Origin of the sequence: Natronospirillum sp. (assembly GCF_022565775.1) — a bacterium.
Classification (GTDB): Bacteria; Pseudomonadota; Gammaproteobacteria; order Pseudomonadales; family Natronospirillaceae; genus Natronospirillum.
The window spans coordinates 1-16,289 of record NZ_JAIUMC010000071.1 but is presented as its reverse complement, the minus strand read 5'-3'; the positions used below and the strand labels follow the sequence as shown (position 1 = coordinate 16,289).

The following is a 16,289-nucleotide window of genomic DNA, read 5'->3' as shown; positions in this document are numbered from 1 at the left end:
CCGCGTGGCCGCATTGTCAGTTGTGCTGTCGCCGGTGTCGAGCCCAGAGTCATGGGGCTTGGGCCGGTGCCTGCGTCACGAAAAGCCCTGGCGCTGGCCGGGTTGACCCTGAACGATATGGACGTCATCGAGATCAACGAAGCCTTTGCCGTACAAGTAATGGGTTGTGCCCAGCAACTGGGCATCGCCTTTGATGACCGCCGCCTGAACGCCAACGGCGGCGCTATTGCCATCGGCCATCCGCTGGGCGCCTCGGGTGCCCGTCTGGCCTTGACGGCATTGAGACATCTGGAAGCGCAGCAGAGCCGCTATGCACTGGTGACCATGTGTATTGGCGTGGGTCAGGGCATTGCCGTGATCATTGAGCGCTGCCGCTAATTTTACTAGTGTCCCGAATTAACCACTAGTGTCCCGAATTAACCACTCGGGACACTAGGGCTTTGGTTGGGTTACCATGCTGCGACCTGTCAGACAAAAGAGTGACGCGATTCGATGACCGACGATCAGGCGCCCGGAAAGGACCGCAATTTCGTAACCGCGCTGGCGCGCGGACTGGAACTGTTGCGCGCCTTCGAAGCCGGGGAGAAGTATCTGGGCAATGGTGAGTTGTCGAGCCGGACGGGCATTCCCAAGCCCAGTGTTTCACGTCTGACCTATACGCTTACCCAGCTCGGCTATCTCAAGTTCAATACCCATCTCGAGAAATACCAGCTTGGCCCGGGCGTTCTGGCATTGGGCTATCGTTTTTTCGCCAGCGACGGTATTCGTCAATTGGCACGGCCCTACATGCAGGAGCTGGCCAATTCGACTGACTGTGCCATCGCGCTCGGGGATGTCGACCGGAATGCCATTACCTATCTTGAAGTCTGCCAGGGCACCGGACCTCTGGTCATGCGTCTGGATGCCGGTGCGCGTTTGCCTATCGTCAGCACCGCTATCGGTCGGGCCTGGCTGTGCGGACTCAGTGAGCCGCGTCGGGAGGCCTTTCTGGCGCAGATCAGGAAGACCGACCCCAAACAGTGGGAGCAGGCTCAGACCGTGCTCAAGGACACTCTGGACAACTATCAGCGCTATGGCTTTGTATTTTCCGAAGGCGAATGGGAACGAGACATCAGCGCCGTTGCCGTACCACTGATTCTGGAAGGCGGCTCGGAAGTCATGGCCATCAATTGCGGAGGCGCAGCACTGCGCCTTACCCACCAGGTGCTGGTGGACAAACTGGGGCCGCGCCTGAAGATACTGGCCGATACCATTCAGAACGAACTCAAGCACGGTTAATCACCGACTGATTTACCGTGCAGCAGCCTGCAGCTGTTTCTGCTGACTCCACTTGGCCAAACCGATCGCCGGCAGCAGACAGGTTGCCGATATCAGCAACAGTTGCCAGTGGGTCACCGGGATCAGATCACTGCCCCCGGGAATGGCCAGAGCAAGCCCTGCGATCAGAATCAGGCCCCGCACCAGAGTCTCCTGCAGGAAGCCATGGCCCAGCCGTCCGATGCCAATCAGGTAACCCTGCATCGCCGAGGCAAAGAAGATGATGCCCACCACGGCTTGGACAAAGACGATGGCGATTTCACCGATGCTGCCTTGCATGATCAGCGCCGGATTAAGCACAAATAGAAAGGGTATGAAGTAGATCACGCTGCCCAGCTTCATCGCCTGCAGCCCGGTTTCAATCGGTCGGGAGCCGGCCACTGTGGCCGCGGCAAAGGCGCCGAGCGCCACCGGTGGGGTAATAAAGCTGAGCATCCCCCAGTACAGAATGAACAGATGCACGGCCATCGGATCCAGGCCGGCACCACGGGTCAGTGCCGGTGCCAGGGCCACGGCAAGAAAGATGTAGGCCGCAGTCACCGTCATGCCGATGCCCAGCACAAAACTGGTCAGGGCGCCCATCAACAGGAGCAACAGGACGCTACCCCCGGCGAGGAAAATGAAGTCATTGGCGATGGTGCCCGACAGGCCGGTCATCGACAGGGCGCCCACCAGCAAGCCGACGCCCACCAGTATCGCGGTCAGTTCGGCGAACAGCTTGGCCGAATCCGTCAGGGCCCGGTAGGCCTCTCTGAAGCCCCAGCGATGTTTTTTCGAGAACTGGTTGAGCACCAGCAGCAGGGCCGTGGCATAAAAGGGTGCCAGCGCCTCGCGTTGCATGATCAGCAGCATCCAGACCAGCAGGGCGAAAACAAAGATGAAGTACCAGCCGTCCTTCAGGGTTTTTGCCAGTGTAGGCAGTTCTGCCTGCGGTAGGCCCTTCAGGCCGTTGCGGGCCGAGTAGGCATCAATCTGAATAAACAGACCGAGAAAATAGAGTACTGACGGAATGATGGCGGCCAGCACCACGGCCGAATAGGGCACGTTCAGGAACATGGCCATGACAAAGGCCGTGGCGCCCATCACCGGCGGCATCAGCACGCCACCGGTGGACGCACAGGCCTCGACACCCCCGGCGAAAGAACGTTTCATGCCGATGCGCCGCATGGCTGGAATCGACATGACCCCGGTGGTCAGTACATTGCTGATCACGCTGCCGCTCATCGAGCCCATCAGCCCGCTGGAAAAAATGGATACCTTGGCCGGGCCGCCGCGCACGTGACCCAGCAGAGAAAATGCCAGATTGATGAAGAATTCACCGCCACCGGTCTTCTGCAGCACCACCCCGAACACGAGAAAACCGATCACCAACCCGGCAAAGGCCTGCAATGGTATACCCATGACACTCTCGGAGCTCATGAAGTGATACATGGCAGTCTCATCCAGCGAGCTGGAAAAGGCTTGGATAGGCCCGGGCATGACATCGGCGACCAGCGGATAGAGCGAAAAGGTGGCAGCAATGATGGCAATGGGCCAGCCACCGGCACGGCGCGCCGCTTCTATGACCAGAATCCAGAACACATAGCTGAAGTAGACTGCAATGTCCGGTGCACCAAAAGCCCAGCCCCGCACCAGAATCTGCTCGGCATGGATCACGAAGTAGGCGCCGGTCACCAGCATCAGCAGGCTCAGCCCATAGTCATACCAGGGAACAGATTTTGTCGCCAGAGATGGCGCTGCGGGCCAGAGCAGGAATACCAGTGGCAACAGCAGGGCAACCACCGAGTAATAGAACTGGTTTTCCAGGCCTGATGCGAACTGAAACCAGCCAAAGTTGAACAGGTAGTCCAGCGTCATCAACAACAGCAGGCTGGTGACGGCTGCAGGCAGCCAGGCCAGTAGCGTGGGCAATTGACGAATACTGATGATCTTTTCCGGGTCCTGCTGTGCCTGGTCAGCCGCTTTACCCTGAGCATTGGTTGTCATAGCACCTACCCGTCAACAAAAAAAACGGCAAGCCAGTTTCCTGGCTTGCCCTTGGCACAGACTGTTATTCGAATACCAGGTCCATGCCCGCCGATTCCAGAGCTTCAGCACGGGCCTGCATCCAGGCTGTGGTGAATTCGTCGTCATCACTCGGCGCATCATCTATGAAGTTGTCCCAGGCTTCCAGTATGAGGTTTTGCCGCTCAATCAGGTGGTCCTGATGTGTCTGCAGGTCATCATTCCAGATGCCGAGCTCCTCATAGTAGCGAACTACGCCCTCGTGCAAAGGAATCACCCACTCCAGATCCTGGTTGTCCAGGGTGTAACCGTCGGCACCGGGTGCAGAATCCTTGAACACATCAAACTTTTCGTCCATCGCCTTGATCAGGCTGTAGGCCACGGTGTCGTCCAGCGTGCTGTTGCCAATGATGATCGGATACGGGTAGCTCGCGCTCTGTACCGGGTTGTCTGCGCTGACACCGCCTGCACCGGCTGTGACTACGTGGGGTTGGAAGTAGGGCGCTACTTCAGCCATGCGTGCCCAGCCCTCGGCGTAATCCGGGTCCAGTGTAGGCCAGCTGATACCGCGCGAACTGCTGGCAAGCTGCTGCGCCGGCGGAGTTACCGAGGTGGTAAAGGCGGCATCGGCATTGCCGGCAATGATGCCGTCGAATGACCGGCCATATCCCGGGAAGTCCACCCGCTCGACGTCATCCCAGGTCAGGCCGCCAAAGGCAAGGTAAGCCTCGGTGCCCTTGTTGAGCGCATCATCGCCTCGGATATAGGCCACTCGCATACCCGCCAGGTCCGCCGGCGTCTCCACATTCATGTCACCGGCCACGGCGATGGACAGACCAAAAGAAGCGGAAGAGGTGGTGATCAGGCGAACGGGCTGAGGGCCCCACTCGCGATCGGCAAACATCAATACACCTTCTGATCCGTAATAGCTGGCAATCCCGCAGGCGCACAAATCGACACGGCCGTTTTTCAGCGGTGTCATCCGGGACACGTCATTGTCCCCGGGCAGAATTCTGACCGAGGTGTTGTACTCCGACTGCAGCATATTGCCAATCGCTACTACCTGTGCGTAGCCACTGGAGTTGGTGCCGTAAGCTGTCCACGCCATGGTGGACGGTAATTCGACATCGGATGCATGGCTGACAGCGGCACCAACGATCATTGGCAAGCTGACGAAGGCCAGGCGCAAAGCAAATTCTTTCATGATGAACTCCTGCGGGTCATTTGTTTTTGTTCTGCTATGCGGAACACTCTTTCGCATACACTTCAATATTAGACCTCGGCCAATCTCCCTGTCAATGTTTGCGCAAAATTCCAACACCCTTCTGTTTCGCACTGCGGTATATGGTTTTGTTTTGTTGACTATTGATAGTCGCCTGATCAACATGAGCCCGTCAGGCGATGCTGCGGAATTGTCTCAGCGTCCTTTACCAACAGAGTTCATGCGCGGAGAATTTCAATGGATCAGACTGTTCACCTCAACTGCCAGGGCGCAACGGCCTTGATCGAAATAGACAATCCTCCGGTCAATGCGCTGTCGCAATCCGTCCGTGCCGGTATCCTGGACGCGCTGAGCCGGGCAGAGGCTGACCCGGCCATCGAGGTCATCGCTCTGATGGGCAGGGGCAAGGTCTTTATTGCCGGTGCGGATATCAGGGAATTTGGTAAGCCGCCCAAGGCGCCTCTGTTGCCGGATGTGATTGAGCGCCTAGAGCAGAGTGAGAAAGCAGTCATTGCCATTCTGCATGGTGTGGCTCTCGGGGGTGGCCTGGAGGTCGCGCTGGGCTGTCATTACCGGATCGCCCTGATGGACACCCGCCTCGGGTTGCCAGAGGTCAATCTGGGCTTGTTGCCGGGAGCTGGCGGCACCCAGCGCCTGCCCCGACTGACCGGGCTGAAAACCGCTGCCGAATGGATCACCCAGGGTAAGCTGGTCAGCAGTGAAACCGCACTGGAAACCGGTTTGATTGATCAGGTCACAATGGCGTCCTCACCCCATGAAGCGGCGCTGGAGGTCGCTGAGCAGGTGAGAAAGGGCGCTGTTACCCGGCGCAGAACCGGTGCGCTGGCCAACCCAAAGGCCGATACGGAATCCCTGGATCAACTCAGGCAGGAACTGGATCGCAATAGCCCGGAGCTGTTCTCGCCGTTTCGGATACTGGAAGCACTTGAAGCCAGTTGCAGCCTGCCCCTGCGGGAAGGCCTGAAGGTCGAGCGGGAACTGTTCCTGCAATGCATGGATTCCCCGCAGCGCGCTGGTCTGATTCATCATTTCTTTGCGTCACGAGCCATTGGCAAGGTTCCCGGTGGAGAGCCCGTTGCGGAGATCGAGGCACTGATACTGTCAGGCGAGCATGCGATCTTTGAGAAGCTGCATGACGACCCGCGGGTGGAAAGGGTCAGTGCTTCGTTACCCAGCATCGAAGTCTGTCTGAACAGTGACTCGGGGGCCTCGGTACCGACGACATGCCATGTTCAGTTGATAGCGGAGGACGCGCCGATAAACGAGAGCCGTTTTGCGTTTTCACTGATCAAGATTCCTGACACCCATTGGTTGGAATTGATCGATCACCAGGCTCAACCCGCCGTGCAGCAGGCGCTGATCAACCTGTTGCGCAAGGCGGGCTGCAAGGTCTTGCCGAGCAAAGGGAACAGCATCTACAGGTCCCTGCAGGCCAGCCTGACCGGTACTGAGAACTCACGCTCAAGCCTCGAGCAGGCGGCGCTGCAAATTGTGCGAGAGGGCCTGTGCTATCGCCCTGACGACCTCGACGTGATTGCCATTGAAGCACTTGGTTATCCCGCCCACCTCGGTGGGCCGCATTTTCAGGCCAGCTCATGAGAGGGTGCCTGACAGGCGAAAAAGGGTGCAGTGCCAGTGGGGGGCAGGCTAGACTGATCCGCAGGGACGCCCCTGACCTTGCAGACAACCGAATGGAGTTCTGATGACCTACCAACCCGATGCACAGCGCTACGACACCATGACCTACCAGCGCTGTGGGCGAAGCGGCCTCAAGCTGCCGGCGATCTCGCTGGGTCTGTGGCACAACTTCGGCGAGGATGCGCCGCAGGGCAATGCGCGCGCCATATGTCGCCGGGCGTTCGACCTGGGCATCACCCACTTTGATCTGGCCAACAACTATGGCCCACCCCCCGGGTCGGCGGAAGAGAATTTTGGCCGTATGCTGAAAACCGATTTTCGCGGTTATCGCGATGAGATGGTGATCTCCACCAAGGCTGGCTATGGCATGTGGCCTGGCCCCTATGGTGACTGGGGCAGCCGCAAGTACCTGCTGGCCAGCCTGGATCAGAGCCTGGCTCGCATGGGGCTGGACTATGTCGATATCTTCTATTCGCACCGGGTCGACCCGGAGACGCCGCTGGAAGAAACCATGATGGCGCTGGACAGCGCTGTGCGCCAGGGCAAGGCGCTATATGTCGGCATCTCTTCCTACGGGCCGGCAAAAACCCGTGAAGCGGCCAGGATTCTGCGTGAACTCGGCACTCCCTGTCTGATTCATCAACCCAGCTACTCCATGCTGAACCGCTGGGTGGAAAATGATGGCCTGCTGCCGGTACTGGAAGAAGAAGGTATTGGCTGCATCCCCTTCTCACCGCTGGCTCAGGGCATGCTGACCGACAAATACCTGAACGGTCGTCCGGAAGCGGGCCGCGCCGGCGCCGACAGCACACTGCCGAAAGAATTCCTGAGTGATGAAAACCTGGCCAAGATCAAGGCGCTCAACGAGATCGCACAAGCTCGGGGCCAGACCCTGGCCCAGATGGCCATCGCCTGGGTATTGCGCGACCCCAGAGTGACCACGGCGCTGATCGGTGCCAGCAGCGTGCGCCAGTTGGAGAACAGCGTCGCCGCGCTGGACAACCGGGACTTCTCGGCGCAAGAGCTGAAGCAAATCGATCATTACGCCACGGAGAGTGGCATCAATCTCTGGGCCGAATCCAGCAATCGCGAATGAAAAGAGTGGAGCTTTAGTGAACAAGCAAGCCCTTCAGGCACATTTCGAACAGGCTTTGGCCAAGTCCGAACCCGGGTTCGGCAAGTCCTTTCTGGTCCGCTTTTACGGACTCGAGATCGACTATATCGACGACCGGTGTCGGGTCACCCTGCCGGTTCGCGATCATACTCTGAACACGATCGGCAAGCTGCATGGCGGCGTGCTGGCTACGGCCCTGGACGTGTCCATGGGCCATCTGATTCATCATGTCACGGGCAAGGGCGGCAGCACGGTGGAAATGAAAATCCAGTACCTGCGCCCGGCCGACAGCGGCCGGGTCGTCTGCGAGGCCTGTTTTCTCAAACAGGGGCGTACCCTGGCGTTCATGGAATCCCGCGCTACCAGTGAAGACGGCAATCTGGTGGCTGTGGCCACAGCTACATGGGCGATGCCGAAAGTCTGAGTCCCTGACGGGGTGTCAGGACGCGGCCTTCGTCACCGCCTGATTGGCCAACAACTGCGGAATGTGTGCACGCACCGCAGGGTCATCCCGCCAGCCCCAGAGTCTTTGTCGGGCCTCGCGGCCTGTTTCCTGATGATCAAACAGCCTCTCGGGATAAATCGAATCTGACTGCAGGTCCAGCCATTGAGCCTCCAGCGGCGACAGCGCCCATGGCGCATGACAGAGATGGTCAGGCAGACCGGCGAGCTCGGGCACATGGCGGCGAATGAATTCGGCCTGCGGGTCCTGGCGCTGTGACTGCTGCAGAGGGTTGTAGATGCGCAAGGTATTGAAGCCGGTCAGGCCGGCCTGCATCTGAATCTGCGGGTAATGGATGCCCGGCTCAAAGTCCAGAAACAGCCTTGCGAGATGGCGGGCGACAGGTCGCCAGTCGAGACTGAGATGATGGCAGGCGACACTGACCAGCATGGCGCGCATGCGAAAATTCAAGAAGCCGCACTGATGCAGTGAACGCATGCAGGCGTCCACCAGCGGGTAGCCCGTATGTCCAGAGACCCACCGTTCGAACCGCTCCGCCTGCTGATCTGCCGACAGGGTGGCCTGGTAATCTGCCCAGCGCTCTGCCAGTGCAGGATTCAGGGCCTCGTTTTCCATCTGCGAGGCGGACTCGAACTTCTGGATAAAATGCCCTTGCCAGCGCAGTCGCGAATACAGTGGGCCCAGCGGCAGGCCGGCGCGAATGCCTTCCCTGATCTGCTGACAGGCGTCGCGAATGGACAGGCAGCCATAGGCCAGATAGGGCGACAGCCTTGAGCCATGGACAGCAGCGGCCAATGGCTTGCCGCGAGTGCCCCGGTAACGATGCGCCGATGTCTGAAAAAAGTGTTCCAGACGTTCATGAGCGGCCGCTTCACCGCCCAACTGGTAAGCGCTGTCTTTCTGCAGCCATGGTTTGGGCAGCCGGTCGCACAGCAGGCGACGCCAGCGGTCGGAGTCCGGCAGTGTTATGGCTTCAAGCTGGCCAGGGTCTCCCGTGGCGAGCGTTGCCTGGAAGAAGTCGTCGGAAAATGCCTTCCAGCCTTGCCGTCCATGGTGACCTCGTTGCACGGGCAGTTGCTGCAGTTCCTGCCATATCACACCCTGTGCCCGGCACCAGTCGGCTATCCGCTGATCGCGGGCAAAGGTATTGGCCAGCCCCACTTCCTGATGACTGAACAGGCTGTACAGCCCCCATTCCTGGTGCAGATGATGCAGCACCTCTTCCGCCGCTGCCCAGAACACCTGCAACTTGTGGCCGCGAGCGCGCAGCTGGGCTGACAAATCGGCCAGAGACTCGACAAGAAAACGATGGTGCGGAAGTCCAAAGTGAGGATCGCCACGGTATAGCGGTTCAATGCAATAGAAGAACATCGTGGGCCGCCCGGCGGTGCAGGCGGCAGCCAACGCCGGATGATCGCGCAGCCGCAGATCGCGCTTGAACCATACTGCGTTGATGGCGGTTGAGGACACGACCACGCCTTGATTAGCCAGGGGTGGTCAGTTAAACGCAGGGCAGGGTCATTCAGATCATCAGGGGGCGCGGGGTACTAGGCAGATTCCCGCATGACCAGTGGGCATTCGAGCTTGTAAACCCGCTGCTGGTCGGTGGACTCGGTGGACAACAGGTAGTCCACCGCCCACTGGCCCATCTCCCGATGCGGCAGCAGAACCGTCGACAGGGCCGGGTTCAGGTGCTGGGCAATTTCCTGGTCGTCGTAACCCATCACGGCGATATCCTCCGGAATCCGCAGGCCGCGCTCCTTGAGTGCTTCGTAGCAGCCCACCGCGGTCAGGTCGTTGGCACAGAAGATTGCATCAAAAGACAGGCCGTCGTTGAGCAGCGCCAGGGTCTGCTCGTAACCGCCGCTGGGCAGAAAATTGCCTTCGCGGATCAGGGCTTCGTCTATGGGGACACCGTGGGTGGTGAGGGCGTTGCGGTAGCCGGTCAATCGGTCCTTGGCCGCTTCCATCCACATTTCACCATCGATAAAGGCGATTCGTCGGTAACCCTTGTTCAGCAGGGCTTCGGTCGCGGCAAACCCACCCAGCACTTCACCCGGCACCACGGCAGTATGCGGCGCCTTGTCGGCATGGCAGTTGACCAGCACGCTGCGAATCTGACCAAGCTGTGGTGGCGGGGTAACGGAGCGCGTGAGGATCGAGCAGTAGATGACGCCGACCACGCCCTGCAGCCGCCACTTTTCAAGGATGGCCTTTTCATAGTCGGCATCCTCGCCGGTCATCGCCACTTCCAGCAAATAGCCATGCCGCCAGGCGGCTTCCTGGGCGCCTTCGATGGTGATGGCCGAGAAGGGGCTGGTGGCTATTTCATCCACCAGAAAACCGATAATGGGATGCGATACGGAGCGCGACATCCCCTGTGGGCGGCGCTTGTAGTTCAGCTTGACCACCGCATCCAGAACGCGCTTGCGGGTGTCGGCCCCGATGGATACATCGGTCACTTCATTCAGTACGAAAGATACTGTGGATTGCGAAACCCCGGCGTGGCGGGCCACATCCTTCATGGTAACGCGTCTCTTGCTCTCTGACTCAGACGTCATAGTGGAAAGTCCTGGCGCTTTGCCAGCTCACATCAGGCTATTTTGTAAAAAGTGTACCCGCCGTTTGACAGCTATACAATTATAAGTAATATTACTAATATTATTAGTTCGGGTATTGAGTCGCCAGCCCGAATAAAACAACAACAGAAAGGCCTCAGCATGTTTGAACAATTCAAAACTGACCTCCGATGGGCAGGTGTCCGTCAGAACCTGGTAGCCTGGGTTTTCCTGCTGCCGTTCGTGTTCGTCTATGTCGCATTTCTGATTTATCCCTTCGGCCGCGGTGTGTGGATCAGTCTGCATGACTGGAATCTTCTGGCGGTCACGTTCAACCCGGATGCCAAGACCTTCATCGGCCTGGACAACTACCTGCGCCTGTTCTGGGGCACGGAGATGACCTGGCGTGCTTGGGCGCGTCCGGTGCTGCAGGGCCTGTGTGTGCTGGCAGCGGTATTCTTTGTCTGGCGCTACCGAATTGGGGAGTTGCGCTGGTCGACGCTGTGGCAGTGTCTGATGGTGCTGTTGCTGCTGATGTTCCTGTTCGGGTGGGCGCCCGGCGAGGGCGGACGCTGGTTTGACCGCCGCTTCTGGCCCACGGTCGGCAATACCGTCTTCTTTGTCGCCATGGTAGTGCCGGCCATTACCATCATCTCGCTGCTGCTGGCCACCGCGCTGAATCGCGAGACCCGCGGGGCTGCTTTCCTGCGCACGCTGTTTTTCCTGTCTCAGGTGCTGTCGGTGACAGTCGTCACCCTCATCTGGCAAATGATGTTTTCTGCCCGTCAGGGTCTCGTGGCCAATGTGGTGCGCGAGTTCGGCGGCGTTCCTCTCTCTTGGCTGGCCGAGCCGGGGTTTGCCATGGCAGCCATTGTGATCGCTACCGTGTGGTGGTCCATTGGTATTGCCATGGTTCTTTTTCTGGCCGGGCTGCAGGACATTCCGCAGGAAATGCAAGAAGCTGCCAAGCTCGACCGGGCCAACTCGGTGCAAGCTTTCTGGTACATCATTCTGCCCAACCTAAAGCGCACCATCACGCTGGTGGTGATATTGCAGATCATCCTGCACTTCCAGGTGTTCGGGCAGGCCCATCTGATGACACAAGGCGGGCCCAACGACCAGACGCAGGTGCTGGTGCGCTACATCTATCAGACCGCATTCCGCGACAGTGATCTGGGAATTGCCTCGGCGATGGCGGTGTTCCTCTTTGTCATCATGGCGGTGTTCTCTGCCGTCCAGTTCATGGTCAGCCGGGAGGACGAACAATGAAAACCATGGAAAACCGTCGCCTCGCGCTGCTCTATACCATGCTCGCACTGCCTGCATTCATCTGGATGGTGCCGACTTTATGGATGGTGTCCCTGTCACTGCAGCCCAATGCGCTGCTGGCGCGCACCACCTCCAATACCTTCTGGGGGCTGATCCCGTATCCGCTGACGCTGGACAACTATGTGAACCTGCTGGCACATGGCCAGGTGCATGTCTGGTTTTTCAACAGCCTGGTGGTTGCTCTGGGCATGACCATTGGTGTTCTGGTGCTGTCCACGACGGCCGGCTATGCTTTCGCGCGCCTCAATTTCGTGGGCAAGAAGACGTTGCTGGTGCTGGTGTTGCTCGGGCTGATGATTCCCGAGCAGGCGGTCTTTATTCCCCTGTATACGCTGTTTTCGGAGCTGGGCTGGCACAACTCGCATCACGGCCTGATCATTCCACGCCTGGCGGTGCCGATCGGCGTTTTCATCATGATCCAGTTCTTCCGCGGGGTGACGCGAGATGTCGAGGAAGCGGCGCGCATCGATGGCGCGAATACCTTCCAGATTTTCTGGCACGTCATGCTGCCACTGGCCCGCCCGGCCATGATGACGGTGGCCATCCTGACGTTCCTGTATGCCTGGAATGACTACCTTTGGCCGTTGGTGTCGGCGCAGCGTACCGAGCACTTCACCATCACCCTGGGTCTCGCCAGTCTGCAGAGCAACTTCGCTCAGTCCGAGGGACTGGGCAGTGTGATGGCCTCCGGGGTGATTGCCAGCATGCCGGTGGTGATCCTGTTCCTGATCTTCCAGCGCTATGTCGTGCGGGCGGTCGCCGTGGGCGGCAGCAAGGGCTGACGATGCGGCGAAGAAAAGAAAACTCATCGCCACTGCGTATGCAGTGGTCAACTACAAAGACAAGAAAGCGGAAAAGGTGACTACCATGCAAAAGACTTTTATTTCCATGATTGCAGCAACCGCGTTGTCGGCGGGGGCAGTGATGCCTGCCTTCGGCACCGAAGTAACGTTGGCACGGTTCTTCGGCTCCTGCCAGGACGCCGGCACGGACGTCTCTGCGGCCGTTGGGGAGGCCTGTATCATCCAGTCGATTATCAACGCCTTCGATGCGGAGAATGATGATTTTGACGTCACCACATTGCCCACAGACTGGGGCAACTACTACGACCAAATCATTGCCTCTTACGCCTCCGGCAACCCGCCGGATGTGCACGTCATGCACCGCCACCGGATACCCGAATACGGGCAGATCGGTGCCCTGGCGGACCTGACAGATGACCTGATGGCGCATGGCATTGATCCGGATGACTGGACCGATTCGGCCCGCGAGGCCGTCACCTGGAATGACCGGATTCTGGGCGTGCCCATGGATCTGCATGCCAACCTTTGGCATGTGAACATGGACCTTATGGAGGCTGCTGGCCTGGTCGAGAATGGCCAGCCGATTCTGCCTTCCAGCCCGGAAGAAATGATGGAGCATGCCGAGATGGTTCGCGAGGCCACCGGCCAATACTATCTGGCAGCCGACTTCTCCGAGTTCGAGATTGGTGTGCGCATGGTGCTGGCCTTCCTCTGGCAGCAGGATAGCAACATCTTTGCCAACGGCACTGCCACCATCAACACCCCTGAGGCACGTAACGCGCTGGAGCTGATCACGGGCCTGTTCGACGGTGGCTATGCCAACTCTCGCACCAACTATGCAGACTCCCAGCAAAGTTTCCTGAACGGTGAAGCCGCAGTACTGGTGAATGGTACCTGGGTGGTGGACTTCTATGCCGAGCAGGCGGCCGATGAGGATGTGGAACTGACCCACTACTATGTGGCTGACTTCCCCACCCTGTATGACGAGCCTGCAACCTGGGCAGACACCCACCTTTGGGCGATCCCGGCCTCTGTGAAGCGCGACAACCCGGAAGTCTACGAAGGTGCACTGCAATTGCTGGCATTCATCAATGACCACAATATCGATTGGGCACGCACCGGGCACGCCGCTGTCAGGGAGTCTGTACTGAACAGCGACGAGTATGCCGCGCTGCCGCATCGCAGCGAGTACGACAATACGGTCAATATCGCCCGGGATACGCCGGCATCAGCCCGCTATGGAGCGATTCAGGATATCCTGAACCGGGAGTTCCAGGCCATCTGGCTGACCGGCAAGTCCATTGACGCCGCTCTGTCGGATGCTGAAGAGGATGTGCAAAGCCAGCTTGATCGCTGAGCCTGCCACGCATGCGTCCGGGCACTCGCCCGGGCGCTCCCTGCCAACCTGACTTAACGTATTGGAATACCAGTAATGACCCTGTCTTCAGCTCGCTGGTCAGCAGAGCGCGCAAACGCCTGGCAGCAAGCCAACGCCTGGCAATGTGGATTCAATTATCTGCCGCGTAACGCCGTGAACTTTCCCGACATGTGGCGGGCGGACCACTTCTCCCCGGCCCTGATTCGACAGGAGCTCGGCTGGGCCAGACACTATGGCTTCAACAGTCTGCGCACCAATTTGCCCTTTATCATCTGGCAGCATGACGGCGCCGGGCTGCTGGAGCGCATGGAGACCTTTCTATCCATCGCGGACGAACTGGGTCTGTCGGTTGTTTTCTGTCCGCTGGATGATTGCGAGTTCTCCGGCGACGACCCGACGGCGGGCGCATCACTGTCCCCGGTTCCGGGCTTGCACAACAGCCGAGCCGTGGGCAGCCCCGGCCGACGCTGGGTGATGAACCGACCCCTGCACTATGCGGTTGTCGACTATGTGGGCGCGCTGGTTGACCATTTTCGCTCGGATGAGCGGGTACTGTTCTGGGATCTGTATAACGAACCCGGCAACAGAATGGTTTTTGCCAAAGACGGCGAGCGCTCTTTCAGTCAGGCTCTGGAACAACAGGCGATGGCCTTGATGGAGGCGACGTTTCAACGTGTACGGGATATTGATCCCATTCAACCACTGACCGTGGCGGCCTGGCACATGCCGGCCCCCTGGGAGCCGACGCCGAAGCCCTATTATCAGCACCCGCTGGATCAGGCCGCCCTTGAATGGTCGGATCTGGTCAGTTTTCATGCCTATCGGGAGCCGGATATTTTGAGCCAGGTTATCGAGCAGTTGTCAGCAACAGGCCGCCCCCTGATCTGTTCGGAATGGATGGCGCGCCATGTGAACAGTACGATCGAAAACCAGCTGGAGCTTTTTCAGCGGCACAAGGTGCATTGCTATCAATGGGGGCTGGTCCGCGGCGCGACCCAGACTCATCTACCGTGGCCGGAAGTCATGGTTCGACAGCAACGCCTGAATGAGGGCACTGACGCAGTCTGGTTTCATGATTTTCTGGATGAGAATGGGTCACCGCACGACCCGGAGGAGGCTCGCCTGGTCCGACACTGTGCCGGTCAATAATGTGCGCCTGCGCTACCAATTTCGACCTTCCAACTGCTTGGCCCTGACCTGCTTTCCGGACAATGTGCAGGGCTATTGCAATAGGCCCGACGGCAGATAGACCTGACCAGCCACGATGGCCTGCAAGGCCTCGCGTATCTGCTCGTGATCAGCGGTTTTGTTGATGTACCCAGCCGAGCCCATCTTTACTCCTTCCAGCACGGTATCCCGGTCATCGGTTTCAGACACCATGACTACCCTGATCCTGGGGGCCTGAAGACGCACGCGATAGAGACCTTCCAGACCCTTCATGTCGTGCATGTTGAGGTCCAGCAGAACCAGATCGACATCCGGCTCGTGTTCCATCGCGAACAGCGTGCCTTCCAGACTTTCAGCCTCTGTCAGGAGGGTATCCGCGAAGCTTTCGCGAATCACATGGCGAATCGCATCACGGAAGGACTCCTGCGCATCGGCAACAAGAATATGATAGGCGGTGTCGGAAGGCATCCATGCGGCCTCAATGATTATTGGCGATACAGTCTATCCTACCGCGCCGCGAATCAGAATCGCAGTCCGACACCCAGATAGTTGTTGTTGCCCGGATGAGCACCTGCCTCAAAAAAGACTCGAGACCCGCTGACTGTCAGGTTGAGACCGACCTGGCCACCGAGACCTGTTTGAGTGTCCGGCAGAACCGATGAGCCAAAGCCCAGGCCGCCATAAAGATCCGTGGTTCTGTTGATGGGGAAGATCAGTTTGCCACCGGCCAGTGCGGCCATCTGGAAGTCATTTTCGCCCAGCCCCATGCCCAACTGGCCTTCAGCCACAATGCCCAGGCCACTGCGTGCCAGGCCACTGAGGTTCAACGGAATGCTGAAGGCAAAAATCCCGCCCAAGGCATCGCCATAACTGCCTACCATGGCGCTGGTGGAGTTGCCGCGCCCATACTGCCCGTAGGCCAGACTTTGGCTGGCTGCGAACAACGCAAGTACCAGTACTACCAGAACACTCTGTACCAATCGCATCGGATGACCTCTGTTGACGGTTTTTTGAAAGTCGATTGTCCAGAATAGCATGATCCTGCGTCAATCCATTCCGGGGGTTGATTCCATTCGGACTATATCATGGTCAATTCTTTTTGAGTCTGATCTTATGGCAATAGTGAATAGAGCGCACTGGCAACGGGAAAAACCCGGTGGCCGCCGGATAGTGCGAGTCCGCTCGGGACTCTCTCGACCCTCAAACTGAGACTCCACCCTCTAGTGTCCCGAGTGGTTAATTCGTCACGGTTCTGAGCCACTGAGCGCTCTGAGA

General features: G+C 58.7%; 14 protein-coding genes and 1 pseudogene. 9 read left to right on the top strand and 6 right to left on the bottom strand.

Annotated elements, in window-relative coordinates; genetic code table 11:
• Both LAT62_RS12260 and LAT62_RS12255 read left to right on the top strand, forming a co-directional pair.
• Window positions 1-378: pseudogene (locus tag LAT62_RS12260) on the top strand (3-oxoadipyl-CoA thiolase); the annotation flags it as partial.
• Between the two features lie 114 nt (window positions 379-492).
• Window positions 493-1,278, top strand: coding sequence for an IclR family transcriptional regulator (locus LAT62_RS12255; RefSeq protein ID WP_293384168.1), 786 nt, complete (start codon window positions 493-495; stop codon window positions 1,276-1,278).
• Between the two features lie 12 nt (window positions 1,279-1,290).
• Here the strand turns inward: LAT62_RS12255 and LAT62_RS12250 are convergent, their stop codons facing one another.
• Window positions 1,291-3,303, bottom strand: coding sequence for a TRAP transporter fused permease subunit (locus tag LAT62_RS12250; RefSeq protein ID WP_293384165.1), 2,013 nt, complete (start codon window positions 3,301-3,303; stop codon window positions 1,291-1,293).
• 64 nt (window positions 3,304-3,367) lie between these two features.
• Entirely contained in the window at window positions 3,368-4,525 is a 1,158-nt protein-coding gene (locus LAT62_RS12245) for a TAXI family TRAP transporter solute-binding subunit (protein WP_293384162.1), read from the bottom strand.
• 255 nt (window positions 4,526-4,780) lie between these two features.
• Here LAT62_RS12245 and LAT62_RS12240 point away from each other — a divergent pair, with 255 nt between their 5' ends.
• The 3 genes from LAT62_RS12240 to LAT62_RS12230 all read left to right on the top strand — a co-directional run bounded on the left by LAT62_RS12240 (window position 4,781) and on the right by LAT62_RS12230 (window position 7,740).
• Window positions 4,781-6,163, top strand: a complete 1,383-nt coding sequence (locus LAT62_RS12240; RefSeq protein ID WP_293384159.1) for an enoyl-CoA hydratase/isomerase family protein — start codon at window positions 4,781-4,783, stop codon at window positions 6,161-6,163.
• A gap of 103 nt (window positions 6,164-6,266) precedes the next feature.
• Window positions 6,267-7,298 carry an L-glyceraldehyde 3-phosphate reductase gene (gene mgrA / locus LAT62_RS12235; protein WP_293384156.1) on the top strand — a complete coding sequence of 344 codons (1,032 nt, stop codon included), beginning with the start codon at window positions 6,267-6,269 and terminating at the stop codon, window positions 7,296-7,298.
• 16 nt (window positions 7,299-7,314) lie between these two features.
• Window positions 7,315-7,740: a PaaI family thioesterase gene (locus LAT62_RS12230; RefSeq protein ID WP_293384153.1), complete on the top strand. Its 426-nt coding sequence runs from the start codon at window positions 7,315-7,317 to the stop codon at window positions 7,738-7,740.
• Window positions 7,741-7,755: 15 nt separating this feature from the next.
• Here LAT62_RS12230 and LAT62_RS12225 read toward each other — a convergent pair whose 3' ends face one another.
• Window positions 7,756-9,249, bottom strand: coding sequence for an FAD-binding domain-containing protein (locus tag LAT62_RS12225; RefSeq protein ID WP_293384150.1), 1,494 nt, complete (start codon window positions 9,247-9,249; stop codon window positions 7,756-7,758).
• Window positions 9,250-9,326: 77 nt separating this feature from the next.
• Entirely contained in the window at window positions 9,327-10,340 is a 1,014-nt protein-coding gene (locus tag LAT62_RS12220; protein WP_293384147.1) for a LacI family DNA-binding transcriptional regulator, read from the bottom strand.
• 159 nt (window positions 10,341-10,499) lie between these two features.
• Here LAT62_RS12220 and LAT62_RS12215 point away from each other — a divergent pair, with 159 nt between their 5' ends.
• The 4 genes from LAT62_RS12215 (at window position 10,500) to LAT62_RS12200 (ending at window position 14,996) form a co-directional block, all read left to right on the top strand.
• Window positions 10,500-11,606, top strand: coding sequence for a carbohydrate ABC transporter permease (locus tag LAT62_RS12215; protein WP_293384144.1), 1,107 nt, complete (start codon window positions 10,500-10,502; stop codon window positions 11,604-11,606).
• Window positions 11,603-12,448 carry a carbohydrate ABC transporter permease gene (locus tag LAT62_RS12210; RefSeq protein WP_293384141.1) on the top strand — a complete coding sequence of 282 codons (846 nt, stop codon included), beginning with the start codon at window positions 11,603-11,605 and terminating at the stop codon, window positions 12,446-12,448. Before LAT62_RS12215 ends, LAT62_RS12210 begins: the two co-directional genes overlap by 4 nt.
• 85 nt (window positions 12,449-12,533) lie before the next feature.
• Window positions 12,534-13,826 carry an extracellular solute-binding protein gene (locus tag LAT62_RS12205; protein ID WP_293384138.1) on the top strand — a complete coding sequence of 431 codons (1,293 nt, stop codon included), beginning with the start codon at window positions 12,534-12,536 and terminating at the stop codon, window positions 13,824-13,826.
• Window positions 13,827-13,901: 75 nt separating this feature from the next.
• On the top strand, window positions 13,902-14,996 hold the full coding sequence (locus tag LAT62_RS12200; RefSeq protein ID WP_293384135.1) for a cellulase family glycosylhydrolase: 1,095 nt from the start codon (window positions 13,902-13,904) through the stop codon (window positions 14,994-14,996).
• A 72-nt stretch (window positions 14,997-15,068) separates the two neighbouring features.
• On the opposite strand, the gene LAT62_RS12195 is transcribed toward LAT62_RS12200, so the two are convergent.
• Together LAT62_RS12195 and LAT62_RS12190 are read right to left on the bottom strand one after the other, a co-directional pair.
• Complete coding sequence (locus tag LAT62_RS12195; protein WP_293384132.1) at window positions 15,069-15,482, bottom strand: response regulator transcription factor; 414 nt, start codon at window positions 15,480-15,482, stop codon at window positions 15,069-15,071.
• Window positions 15,483-15,535: 53 nt separating this feature from the next.
• Complete coding sequence (locus tag LAT62_RS12190) at window positions 15,536-16,000, bottom strand: hypothetical protein (protein WP_293384129.1); 465 nt, start codon at window positions 15,998-16,000, stop codon at window positions 15,536-15,538.
• Window positions 16,001-16,289: the final 289 nt, after the last annotated feature.

Excerpts from the sequence above, each read along its gene's own strand:
- LAT62_RS12255 (WP_293384168.1), top strand. The coding sequence starts at position 493 with ATGACCGACGATCAGGCGCCCGGAAAGGACCGCAATTTCGTAACCGCG.
- LAT62_RS12250 (WP_293384165.1), bottom strand. The coding sequence starts at position 3,303 with ATGACAACCAATGCTCAGGGTAAAGCGGCTGACCAGGCACAGCAGGAC.
- LAT62_RS12245 (WP_293384162.1), bottom strand. The coding sequence starts at position 4,525 with ATGAAAGAATTTGCTTTGCGCCTGGCCTTCGTCAGCTTGCCAATGATC.
- LAT62_RS12240 (WP_293384159.1), top strand. The coding sequence starts at position 4,781 with ATGGATCAGACTGTTCACCTCAACTGCCAGGGCGCAACGGCCTTGATC.
- mgrA (WP_293384156.1), top strand. The coding sequence starts at position 6,267 with ATGACCTACCAACCCGATGCACAGCGCTACGACACCATGACCTACCAG.
- LAT62_RS12220 (WP_293384147.1), bottom strand. The coding sequence starts at position 10,340 with ATGACGTCTGAGTCAGAGAGCAAGAGACGCGTTACCATGAAGGATGTG.
- LAT62_RS12215 (WP_293384144.1), top strand. The coding sequence starts at position 10,500 with ATGTTTGAACAATTCAAAACTGACCTCCGATGGGCAGGTGTCCGTCAG.
- LAT62_RS12210 (WP_293384141.1), top strand. The coding sequence starts at position 11,603 with ATGAAAACCATGGAAAACCGTCGCCTCGCGCTGCTCTATACCATGCTC.
- LAT62_RS12205 (WP_293384138.1), top strand. The coding sequence starts at position 12,534 with ATGCAAAAGACTTTTATTTCCATGATTGCAGCAACCGCGTTGTCGGCG.
- LAT62_RS12200 (WP_293384135.1), top strand. The coding sequence starts at position 13,902 with ATGACCCTGTCTTCAGCTCGCTGGTCAGCAGAGCGCGCAAACGCCTGG.
- LAT62_RS12195 (WP_293384132.1), bottom strand. The coding sequence starts at position 15,482 with ATGCCTTCCGACACCGCCTATCATATTCTTGTTGCCGATGCGCAGGAG.
- LAT62_RS12190 (WP_293384129.1), bottom strand. The coding sequence starts at position 16,000 with ATGCGATTGGTACAGAGTGTTCTGGTAGTACTGGTACTTGCGTTGTTC.